The following is a 10945-nucleotide window of genomic DNA, read 5'->3' on the forward strand; positions in this document are numbered from 1 at the left end:
AGAATCACGATGTACGCAGCTCTCTGGCGCATCCTCCCCGGCCCGTGGTGGCTGCGGGTGCTCATCCTGCTCGTCGCGGTCGCGGCGATCCTGTACGGCCTGTTCTTCTACGTGTTCCCGTGGGTGGCGCCGTTCATCACTCCCGGCGAGGTCGACCTGGAATGACCGTGCGCGTGCTCGTCGTCGACAACCACGACAGCTTCGTGCACACCCTGATCGGCTATCTGCACGAGCTCGGCGCGACGACGACGATCGTCGAGGCGGATGCCGTGGACACCGGGCGCATCGACGAACTCCTGAGCGGGTGCGACGCGGTGCTGCTGTCCCCCGGCCCCGGCCGCCCGCGGGATGCCGGAGCATCGGTCGCCGTGGCGCGCCGCGCGGCCGAGCACCGGACGCCCCTGCTGGGCGTGTGTCTCGGGCATCAGGCGATCGGGGCGGCGTTCGGCGTGGAGGTGTCGGAGGCGCCGGAGCTCATGCACGGCATGGTCTCGCAGGTCGTCCACGACTCCTCGGCGCTGTTCGAGGGCATCCCATCGCCGTTCGCCGCCGGCCGGTACCACTCGCTCGCGCTCGCCGAAGAGGAGCTCCCGGAGGAGCTCCTCGTCACGGCGCGCGCCGAGCACGGCACCGTCATGGCGATCGCGCACCGGGATCTGCCCCTGCTGGGAGTGCAGTTCCATCCCGAGAGCGTGCTCACCGAAGGCGGCCACAGGCTGCTCGCGAACTGGCTCGCCCTCGTCGGGGATCCGGATGCGGTGTCCCGCTCAGCGACGCTCAGCCCGATGGGCGGCGGGCGCTACTCCCCGGCGCAGTAGCGCAGCTCGACCGTGGAGTGCACGGGCACATCGCCCGGGGCGAGGGACATCGAGGTCACCGTCGGGGGATCGACCGCGGGGCATCCGGCGTCCTCGATCGGCTGCGCGGTGAGGCCCAGGCTCTCCAGCTCCTCCGTCGCGGCATCCAGCGTGAAGCCCGTGAGATCGCGCAACGTGACCAGCCCGCTCGCCACGACCAGGTCGACGGTCGTACCGGGAAGAACCTCGGCACCCTCCTCCTCGCTGGCCTCGAGGACCTTGCCGGAGGTCTGGTCCTTGTCGTTGCGCTGCCGGACCGTGCCGAGCTTGAGCCCGGCATCGGACAACGCCTTCTCGGCATCCGCTCTCGAGAGGGTGACGAGCATCGGCACGGTGACCATCTCGGCGCCGCTGGAGACATACACGGTGACCTCGGAGTCACGCGCCACCGTCGTCCCCGCCTCGGGGTCGGTGCGGGTCACGTTCCCCTCGGCGACGTCGGGCGACGATTCCTCGACGAGGCGGACCGTGAGGTCGAGAGCCTCGAGCTCCTCGGTCGCGGCGGCGACGGTGAAGCCGCCGAGGTCGGGCACGGTGCGCGAAGAGGTCTGGACCGAGGGGCCCTGCACCGTCACGACCCAGAACAGCACCGACGCCAGCAGCACGGCCAGCAGAGCCACGCCCGCCCAGATCCACGCGACCGGCGGACCGGACTGCGTGCGGGTCATGGTCGTGTCGGTCGAGAGCTGGCGCAGCGTCCGGGCGGTCTCCTGCGCAGCGCGCGGGTTGGGGCCGTACAGCTCGCTCGTCAGCGCGCCGAGCTGCTTCTTGCTGGGTGCGCTGCCGCCGAACGCGGTGTCCAGCGCGGTGCGGAAGGTCGCGGCATCCGGATACCGCTGGAACGGGTCCTTGGCGAGCGCCCGCAGGACGACGGGGTCCAGCGCCCCGGGCGACAGCTCGTTGACCTCGGTGGGCGGCACGGGGGTCTCGCTGACGTGCTGGTACGCGACCGCGACCGGGGAGTCGCCGCGGAACGGCTGACGTCCGGTCAGCAGCTCGTAGAGGACGACACCGGTCGAATAGAGGTCGGTGCGCGCGTCGACCGGTTCGCCCTTGGCCTGCTCGGGGGAGAAGTATGCCGCGGTGCCGATGATCTGCGTCGTCTCGGCGACCGTGGACGACGAGTCCGAGACGGCGCGGGCGATGCCGAAGTCCATCACCTTGACGGTGCCCTTGGGCGTCACCATGACGTTTCCGGGCTTGATGTCACGGTGGATCACCCCGGCCTTGTGCGAGTACTCCAGGGCCTCGAGGATGCCGTCGACGTACCGCACCGCATCCGCGGCGGGGACGGGCCCGTCGGCGATGATCGCCTTGAGCAGCGTGCCCTCGACGAGCTCCATCACGATGTAGGGGACGGGCTGGTCGGAACCGCCGGCACCCGGGTCCTCGCCGGCGTCGAACACGCGGACGATGGACGGGTGCGACATCCGCGACGCCGCCTGCGCCTCAAGGCGGAAACGGGTGCGGAAGGCCGTGTCGCGGGCGAGCTCCGGGTCGAGGATCTTCACGGCCACGTCGCGGCCGAGGGTCAGGTCGTAGCCGCGGTACACCTTGGCCATGCCACCGTGACCGATGAGCTGGTCGACGCGGTATCTGCCCGCGAGGACGCGCTGCTCTGTGGACACGTGGAACCCCCCTGCGATGACGAAGCTGTACTGCTGACTAAGGCTACCCTTCGGCGCCGCCGCCTGCGTCTGCCTCGCCGTCCGTCTCATCGGTGCCGGGGTCGGGCGTCGGGGCCGCCTGGATCGCCACGGTCATCTGCGGGGAGTTGCCCGAGGGGCGGTCGCCGCCGCAGAACGCCTGGTACGTCGCCGTCACGTTCTGACCGGCCTTGTCAGCACCCACCGTGATGGTCGCGCTGCGCTCGGACGGCGAGAAGCTGCGCTTGGTGGAGCCGTCGTCGAACGTGGCGTTCGTGATCGTGACCTCGTAGGCGCTGAGGGCCGGGACGCCGGACGGGCAGGTGTAGTTCGTCCAGTTCAGCGTGACGGGCTGGCCGGCGATGGCGTCCCCGCCGAGCGTCGGCGCGGAGGTGGGCGGCGACACGGTGACGGCGTCGGCGAACAGCGTGAGCGTCAGCGCGGTGCCGGGTTCGACCATGCCGGTCGGGTTCACACTCTGCACGGTTCCCGCCTGCTCGGCAGAGGAGGCCGGCGTGTTGCCGACGGTGCACGAGGCGGTCAGGCCCGCGGCCTCGGCCGCCGCGACGGCGTCGTTGCAGCTCATACCCTCGAGCCCGAGCTCGCCGACGTTGACCGGCGGATCCTCGGTCTCGGTCTCGACCGGCGTCGGCGTCTGGGACTGCGTCGTGGGCGGCGGCGAGGTGGGCTCTTCCTCCGGCTGGCCGGAGAGCAGCGCCCAGATCGTGCCGCCGATGGCCAGCAGCAGGATGACGATGAGCGCGATCAGCGGCCACGTCCAGGGGCTGCGCTTCTTCTTCTCCGCCTCCTCCTCGGCGGCCTCTTCGGTCTCGAGGGTCGCCGTGGTGGGCAGGATGCGCGTGGCATCGTCGCCGGCGGTGTCCATCATGCGAGTCGCGTCGTCCGCGATCCCGCCGGTGGCGATGGCCGGCACCGCGATCGCGGCGGAGTTCAGGTCGCCGCGGCGCAGCGCCTGCGCGGCGCGCGCGACGGTCGCTGCGGAGCTCGGGCGATCGGCCGGCTTCTTGGCAATCATCGCCATGACGAGGTTCTGCACCGGGATCGGCACGGTCGGCGGCAGCGGCGGGGGCTGCTCGTTGATCTGCGCCATCGCGATCGCCACCTGCGACTCGCCCGTGAACGGTCGCTTGCCCGCCAGGGACTCGTACGCGACGATGCCGAGCGAGTAGATGTCGGTGGCCGGGGATGCCGGGTGGCCGGACGCCTGCTCGGGCGAGAGGTACTGCACGGTGCCCATCACCTGACCGGTCGCGGTCAGCGGCACCTGGTCGGCGATGCGGGCGATGCCGAAGTCCGTGATCTTGACACGGCCGTCCGGCGTGATCAGGAGGTTCCCGGGCTTGATGTCGCGGTGGACGAGCCCCGCGGCGTGCGCGGCCTGCAGTGCGGCAGCGGTCTGCGCGACGATGTCGAGGGTCTTGTCGGCGCTGAGCGCGCCGTCCCGCTCGAGGACCGTGGACAGTGCTTCGCCGGGGACGAGCTCCATGACGAGATAGGCGCTGCCGTTCTCCTCGCCGTAGTCGAAGACGCTCGCGATGCCCTCGTGGTTGACGAGGGCGGCGTGGCGGGCCTCGGCACGGAAGCGCTCCAGGAAGCCCGGATCCCCCATGTACTCGTCCTTGAGGATCTTGATGGCGACCGTGCGCCCGATCACGTGATCGGTGGCCTCCCAGACCTCGCCCATGCCGCCGATCGCGATCCGCGACTGGAGCTCGTAGCGCCCACCGAACGACACACCCTGCGTCGGCCTCATTTGTTCAGCACCGCCTCAATGACCTTCTTCGCAATCGGAGCGGCAAGCGAGTTGCCGGATCCGGACTGACCTTCTCCACCACCGTCTTCGACGACGACTGCTACAGCCACCTGCGGATCGTCCGCGGGGGCGAAACCTGTGAACCACAGCGTGTAGGGCTCCGTGTCGCCGTTCTGCGCCGTACCTGTCTTACCGGCGACATCGACCCCGTCTATTCTTGCATTCGACGCCGCTCCGGAAGCGACACTGGCGACCATGGCGTCGGTCACCGACTGGGCGACCGACTCGTCGACGGCGCGTCCGAACTCGGTGTCCTCGTAGGCCGTCTGCACCGACAGGTCGCCGGCGATGACGGCATCCACCATCCGGGGGTTCATGACGACCCCGTCGTTGGCGAGTCCCGCCGAGACCATGGCCATCTGCAGCGGGGTCGCGCGGACGTCGCCCTGGCCGAATCCGGTGAGCGCCGTCTGGTCGTCGCTGAGGCCCCGCGGGTACGTCGACGCGGTCGAGGTGAGCGGGATGTCGAAGGACAGGTCGAACCCGAACGCCTCCGCGGTCTCGCGGATGGTGTCATCGCCCAGCGCGACGGCCAGTTGCGCCATCGGGATGTTGCAGCTCAGCCGGATCGCGTCGGCGATCGTGACGGTCGCACCGGGGCCGCACGTGCCTCCGCCGGAGTTCGCGATCTGCGTGCTCGTGCCGGGGAGGGTGTACCGCGCCGGGTTCGGCAGCGTTGACTGCGGCGTCCACTCCCCCGTCTCGAACGCCGCGGCGGCGACGACGACCTTGAAGGTCGAGCCCGGCGGGTTCAGGCGGCCGGCGATGGCCCGGTTGTAGAGCGGGTTGTCCGCGGCCGCCTCGAGCTGGTCGTAGGTGCTGTTGACCGCGGCGACGTCGTGGGAGGCCAGCAGGTTCGTGTCATAGCCCGGCGTCGAGGCCAGCGCGAGCACGCGCCCGGTGGACGGCTCGATCGCGACGACGGCGCCCTGCAGGCCGTCCAGGGCCTCGTAGGCAACGCGCTGCACCTCGGCATCCAGGGTCAGCTCCACGCTGAAGCCGGTCTGGGGCTGCCCCGAGACGATGCGCTCGACCTGGGCGAAGAAGGCACCGGCACCCGTGCCGGACAGCTCGGCGTTCATCGCCTTCTCGATGCCGGTGGCGGACTGCAGGGCCGGGTTGAAGTAACCCGTGACCGGCGCCCACATCTCGGCATCCGCATAGACGCGCTGGTACGCGTAGGTGTCGTCGGTGGGCGTCGAGTACGCGATCGGGGTCCCCGAGGCGATGATCGACCCGCGCTGGATCTCGTAGCTGTCCAGCAGCGTGCGCCGGTTGTTCGCATTCTGGGCCAGCGCGTCGGCCTCGACGACCTGGATCCAGCTCGTCGCGATGAACAGCGACAGGAACATCGCGAGCATCACGATGCTGAGTCGGCGCAGTTCCTTAGTCATGCGCGACACCCCCTGGGGTGACGCGGCCGCCCGGTTCCTGAGCGAGCGCAGCGAGTCGAAGGGCCTTAGTCATCCGATCACCACCCTGGGCTGGCGGCGCACGCCGTCCGAGATCCGCAGCAGCAGCGCCACGATGAGCCAGTTCGCGACCAGGGAGGAGCCGCCGGCCGCGAGGAACGGGGTCGTGAGACCCGTCAGCGGGATGAGCCGGGTGACGCCGCCGACCATGATGAACACCTGCAGGGCGATCGTGAACGACAGTCCGATGGCCAGCAGCTTGCCGAAGTCGTCCTGTCCCGCCATCCCGATCCGGATGCCGCGGCTGATGAACACCATGTACAGGCACAGGATCGCGAAGATGCCGATGAGGCCGAGCTCTTCGCCGAGGCTGGGGATGATGTAGTCGCTGTGCGCGAGAGGGGTCACCTGGGGGCGGCCCATGCCGAGCCCTGTGCCGATGAGTCCCCCGTGCGCGAGGCCGAAGATGCCCTGCTGCAACTGGAAGCCGGCGCCCTGCGGGTCGACGACGCTGGGATCGAACGCGTACAGCCAGTTCGTGAAGCGTCCGCGCACGTAACTGAGGATCTGGGTCGCGAGGAAGACGCCGACCGCTACGAGGGCGAGACCGATCAGGACCCAACTCGTCTTGCCGGTGGCGACGTACAGCATCGCGATGAACATGCCGAAGATGAGCACACCGGTGCCGAGGTCGCGCTGGCTGACGATGATGCCGAGCGAGATGAGCCAGACCACCATGACCGGTCCGAGCTCGCGGGCCCGAGGCCAGGTGATGCCGAGGAACCGCGTGCCGACGGAGGTCAGGCTCTCACGCGTGCGGACGAGGTAGCCGGCGAAGAAGATCGCGAGGCACAGCTTCGCGAGCTCGCCGGGCTGGAACGAGATGAAGCCGCCCAGGGACACCCAGACGTCTGCGTTGGCGTCCGCGACGCGCAGCCCGGGCACGAACGGCAGCAGCAGCAGGACGATACCCGCCAGCCCGAACAGATACGTGTAGCGGAACAGCACCCGGTAGTTGCGCAGGGCGATGACGAGCGCGATCGCTCCGGCCAGCGAGATGGCGGTCCAGGCCAGCTGCTTGGAGGAGTAGGCGTCCCAGCCGGTGAGGTTCTTCGCGAGGTCGATGCGGTAGATCATCGCGATGCCGAGGCCGGTGAGCAGCGTCGCGATCGGGACGACGAACGGGTCGGCGTCCGAGGCGACGATGCGCAGCACGATGTGCAGGGCGAACACGAGCACCGCGAGACCGCCGCCGATGAACAGGATCATCGGATCGATCGCGCCGAGGGCGCCGAGCTGCACGAGCGTCAGCGCCGCGCCGCTCAGGGCGCACGCGAACAGCAGCAGCCAGAACTCGCGGTTGCGCTGGGTCTGCGGCAGCCGCATCTTCTTGAGGGCCTTGATGACGGCGGTGTCCGCCGCGACTCCGGTGCTCATTCGCCCCCCTCAGCGGGGGTCTGGGTGGGGCTGGGCGTCGGCGTCGGGGTCTCGTCGCCGGTGACGGCGGTGGATCCGGCGCGCAGCCGCTCGACGATGGCCATGGCGTCCGACAGCGAGCGCGCGTTGATCGTGCGCTCCACGGACGCCCGCTGGTACGGCGGCAGGTCGGCGAGCAGGATCTCGGTGTCCTCGATCGGCGTCGACAGTGTGATCGGGCCGATGTTCTGCTGCACGCCCTGGAAGATCACGACGCTGTCCTCGTCGGCACCGACGAAGTAGCGGGTCTGCGTCCAGTTGTAGGCGAGGACCCCCGCGCCCACGAGGGCGAGGAGGGCGACGAGGAGAGCGCTGATCCAGCCGATCCGGCGGCGCTTGGCGCGCCGGCGGTCCTCTTCGATGAGCTCCTCGAGGTAGTCGGCGGCCGGCTCGAAGTGCGTGGGCTCGTTGGCCGCCTGGCGCACCGGATGCAGCCAACTGCTGCGGCTCGCCCGCGCGGCGGGTACGAGCACGCCGGAGGGGTTGGATGCCGAGCCGACGATCGTCGCGGTGCCGGAGGAGAGCGGATGCTGTCCGCCCACGTCGACGAGCACGATCGTGACGTTGTCCGGCGCGCCGCCGTCCAGCGCCTGCTTGAGCAGCGTGTCGGCGGTGCGGCCGGGCGCGAGGCCCTGGCGCATGACCTTGGCGATGTGCAGCTCATCGACGACGCCGGAGAGGCCGTCGGAGCACAGCAGCCAGCGATCCCCCGGCTGCGTGGGCATGACGAACATGTCCAGCTCCGGGTCGTTGTCCATGTCGCTGAGCACCCGCATGAGCACGGAGCGGCGCGGGTGGTAGCGCGCCTCCTCGGGCGTGATGCGCCCGGAGTCGACGAGACGCTGGACGAACGTGTGGTCGGCGGTGATCTGGGTCAGCTCGTCGTCGCGGAACAGGTAGATGCGACTGTCGCCGATGTGGCCGATGACGGCGTACTCGTCGACCATGATGATGGCGCTGACGGTGGTGCCGAGGCCCGCCAGTTCCGGACGGTCCTTGGCGGCGCGGATGAGGTCGCCCGCCGCGGTCGTGGCCGCGGCCTGCAGCGAGGCCTGCGCGTCGTCGGTCGAGGGGTAGGTCGTGTCGAGCGGGGCGAGGCGCTGGATCGCGATGCTGGAGGCGACGTCGCCGCCGGCGTGGCCGCCCATGCCGTCCGCGACGGCGAACAGGTTCGCTCCGGCGTACCCGGAGTCCTGGTTGTTGGAGCGGACCTTCCCGGTGTGGGAGATCGCGGCGCTCGAGCCCTCGAAGACCATGCCGCGCTCAGGCCCGCAGCTCGAAGGTCGTGGCGCCCACCTTGATCGGGGTGCCGATGGAGACCGCGGCAGGCGAGCCGGAGAGGCGCTTGCCGTCGAGGTAGGTGCCGTTCGTCGAGTCGAGGTCCTGGATGGTCCACGTGCCGCCGCGGAGCATGAGGCGGGCGTGGTGGCTGGAGGTGTAGTCGTCGCGGATCACGAGCCCCGACTCGCTCGAGCGTCCGATCGTCATCGGCTCGCTGCCGAGCGGGATCTCCAGGCCCGTCTTCGGCCCGGAGGTGATCACGAGGCGTCCGGCGCTCGTCGCGGTCGCCGGGGATCCGGGCTTGGCCTTGGACGCGGAGGACTTCGGGGCGACGCCGGATGCCGCGGCGGTCCCCGCAGGGGATGCCGTGACCGGGGCTGCGGCCGCCTCGGCCGGGAGCTTGCGGGCGCGGACGCCGAACAGGTCCGCGCGCAGCGAGTACACGACGCCGAACACGAAGAACCACAGCAGGACGAGGAAGCCGATGCGCAGCAGGAGGAGGACGAGTTCGCTCACGAGGTCACTCCGAAGGCGCGCGTGGCGTCGTCGTCGCGGCGCCGGGGAGCGGCGACCGGGACGATCCGGAAGACCAGATCGGTGCGGCCGATCGTGATCGTCGTGTCCGAGGCCAGGCGCGCTTCGCGCACCTTCTCGCCGTTCACCTTGGTGCCGTTGGTCGAGCCGAGGTCGCGCATCATGGCGCGCTCGCCGTCCCACAGGATCTCGGCGTGACGACGGCTGGATCCGGCATCCGCGATCGTGATGTCCGCGTCGCTGCCGCGGCCGATGACCGTCCGTGAGCGCGTGATCGACTGCCGCAGGCCGTCGACGTCGACGACGGCCTGCCAGGTGACCCGGCCCTCGACGGTCGAGGAGTTGACGCGGACGGTGCCGGTGGCGACCTTCTCGTCCGCCTCGAGCGAGATCGTGAGCGGGCCGGCGAAGCTGTAGCCCTGGGCCTTGCCGTGTTTGGTCAGCAGCGCCAGCAGCTCGTCGATCAGGGCGCGGCCGACCGACTGCATCCGTTCGGCGTCGTCGGGGCTGAGCCGGACGAGGTAGCTGTTGGGAGCGATGATGCGATCGCGGCTGACGACCGCGGCCTTCGTGTCGGCCTCGCGGCGCAGTGCCGAGGCGATCTCCACCGGCTGGATGCCGCTGCGGAAGGTCTTCGCGAACGCGCTGTTCACTGCGCGCTCGAGACCCTTCTCAAAGCTGTCAAGTAGTCCCACTGGGCTCCTCTGGCATGCCGACCGGTACGCACATCGTAGCCAGGTGTCCTGGGTGAACGCCTTCGTGCCGCGGTTTTCCGGGCCGTTCCGCCGCGAGACGTGGTTTGTGGAGCGACACATGGCTGGGCTGCGGAAGTCTCACTCCGCAATCCACGTCTCGGGTCGGGCGAGCGGGGTTGCACCGGTTTCGACGGGGGTCGGAACGCGTGATATCCTCGGGAAGTTGAGTTCCTCGGAACGAGACGCTCGCGCGAGTGGCGGAATAGGTAGACGCGCTGGCTTCAGGTGCCAGTGTTCGCAAGGACGTGGGGGTTCAAGTCCCCCCTCGCGCACCGTGTGTGATGTCTCAGGACATCGTGAACGGCTGAACCCCCGGTTTCGGGGGTTCAGCCGTTTTTGCGTTGGTAGCCGCGGGTGGGATCGAGGGTGAAGTCGGCGATGACTTCGCCGGTGTCTCGGGTGCTGATGATGGCTTCGTTGTTGTGGATGAGGGCGATGATTTCGGTGCGTGTGTGGGCTCGGCCGATGCCGAGGTGGAGTAGTCGGCCGGAGTGACGGATGGTGATCTTGCCGTCGCGGTCGATGGTGTCGTAACGGACGCGCCAGATGCTCGGGTCGTCGGGTGTGGTCGGGGTGGCTTTGGGGATCAGGGTGTAGGCGGTCGCGGGTGTTTTCCGGTTGAGGGCGCGGTGTGGGCGGACGGTGTTGTAGTGGTCCCGGAATGTGTCGAGGTGCTGCTGTAGTTCGGTGATCGTTGTCGTGGGGCGTGTGGCGAGATACTTCTTCAGCGTTTGCAAGAGGCGTTCGATTTTGCCTTGGGTGGTGGGTTTGAACGGCTTCCCGTTCTTCTGTGTGATGCCGAGGTCTGCGAGCAGGGTCTCGAACAGGTTGCCGGCGCCGTCGCCGCGGCCGCGGCCGCCGCGGGCGAGGCGTGTGGTGTAGACCATGCCGTTGTCGGTGAGGGTGGCTGTGGGGTAGCCGTTCTCGGACGCGGAGCGGAGGAAGGTGTCGGTGACGATGCGGCCGGTGACGCGGGGGTGGGCGGTGAGGTGCAGCAGGTAGCGGGAGTGGTCGTCGAGCCAGCCGATGATTTCGATGTCGGTGCCGTCGGCCAGCAGCACGTGGGTGAAGTCGGATTGCCAGAGCTCGTTCGGACGGTCCGCGGTGAATCGGATCCAGGACGAGCGGGGACGTTTGTGCGGTTGCGGGG

The 10945-nt window shown here is 69.5% G+C and carries 10 protein-coding genes and 1 tRNA gene; 3 read left to right on the forward strand and 8 right to left on the reverse strand.

The features are described from left to right. Nucleotides 1-9: 9 nt before the first annotated feature. Nucleotides 10-165: a hypothetical protein gene (locus AC3RXZ_RS11595; RefSeq protein ID WP_243228401.1), complete on the forward strand. Its 156-nt coding sequence runs from the start codon at nucleotides 10-12 to the stop codon at nucleotides 163-165. Continuing rightward, entirely contained in the window at nucleotides 162-818 is a 657-nt protein-coding gene (locus AC3RXZ_RS11600; RefSeq protein WP_243228400.1) for an anthranilate synthase component II, read from the forward strand. The genes AC3RXZ_RS11595 and AC3RXZ_RS11600 overlap by 4 nt, the downstream gene beginning before the upstream one ends. Here the strand turns inward: AC3RXZ_RS11600 and pknB are convergent. The 7 genes from pknB to AC3RXZ_RS11635 form a co-directional block, all read right to left on the reverse strand. Further along, the gene (pknB, locus tag AC3RXZ_RS11605) at nucleotides 800-2485 is read right to left on the reverse strand and encodes a Stk1 family PASTA domain-containing Ser/Thr kinase (protein WP_491494105.1); all 1686 of its coding nucleotides are present in this window, start codon (nucleotides 2483-2485) and stop codon (nucleotides 800-802) included. The genes AC3RXZ_RS11600 and pknB overlap by 19 nt on opposite strands. A 43-nt stretch (nucleotides 2486-2528) precedes the next feature. Then, nucleotides 2529-4277 (reverse strand): serine/threonine-protein kinase, encoded by a 1749-nt coding sequence (locus tag AC3RXZ_RS11610; protein ID WP_491494106.1) that lies wholly within the window; start codon nucleotides 4275-4277, stop codon nucleotides 2529-2531. Beyond that, nucleotides 4274-5731 (reverse strand): peptidoglycan D,D-transpeptidase FtsI family protein, encoded by a 1458-nt coding sequence (locus AC3RXZ_RS11615; protein ID WP_491494107.1) that lies wholly within the window; start codon nucleotides 5729-5731, stop codon nucleotides 4274-4276. Before AC3RXZ_RS11615 ends, AC3RXZ_RS11610 begins: the two co-directional genes overlap by 4 nt. Nucleotides 5732-5800: 69 nt before the next feature. Then, complete coding sequence (locus tag AC3RXZ_RS11620) at nucleotides 5801-7186, reverse strand: FtsW/RodA/SpoVE family cell cycle protein (protein ID WP_491494108.1); 1386 nt, start codon at nucleotides 7184-7186, stop codon at nucleotides 5801-5803. Next, a complete protein-coding gene (locus AC3RXZ_RS11625; protein WP_491494109.1) occupies nucleotides 7183-8481 on the reverse strand; it encodes a PP2C family protein-serine/threonine phosphatase in 1299 nt (432 codons plus the stop codon). The genes AC3RXZ_RS11620 and AC3RXZ_RS11625 overlap by 4 nt, the downstream gene beginning before the upstream one ends. A gap of 7 nt (nucleotides 8482-8488) precedes the next feature. Continuing rightward, nucleotides 8489-9022, reverse strand: a complete 534-nt coding sequence (locus AC3RXZ_RS11630) for an FHA domain-containing protein FhaB/FipA (protein ID WP_491494110.1) — start codon at nucleotides 9020-9022, stop codon at nucleotides 8489-8491. Further along, the gene (locus AC3RXZ_RS11635) at nucleotides 9019-9735 is read right to left on the reverse strand and encodes an FHA domain-containing protein (RefSeq protein ID WP_491494111.1); all 717 of its coding nucleotides are present in this window, start codon (nucleotides 9733-9735) and stop codon (nucleotides 9019-9021) included. Before AC3RXZ_RS11635 ends, AC3RXZ_RS11630 begins: the two co-directional genes overlap by 4 nt. A gap of 248 nt (nucleotides 9736-9983) precedes the next feature. Here AC3RXZ_RS11635 and AC3RXZ_RS11640 point away from each other — a divergent pair. Then, nucleotides 9984-10067: transfer RNA gene (locus AC3RXZ_RS11640), tRNA-Leu, on the forward strand. 54 nt (nucleotides 10068-10121) lie between these two features. On the opposite strand, the gene AC3RXZ_RS11645 is transcribed toward AC3RXZ_RS11640, so the two are convergent. Beyond that, nucleotides 10122-10945: integrase core domain-containing protein (locus tag AC3RXZ_RS11645; RefSeq protein ID WP_491494112.1), on the reverse strand; the 824-nt coding region annotated here is incomplete at its 5' end.

This window comes from Microbacterium cucumeris, assembly GCF_058349845.2.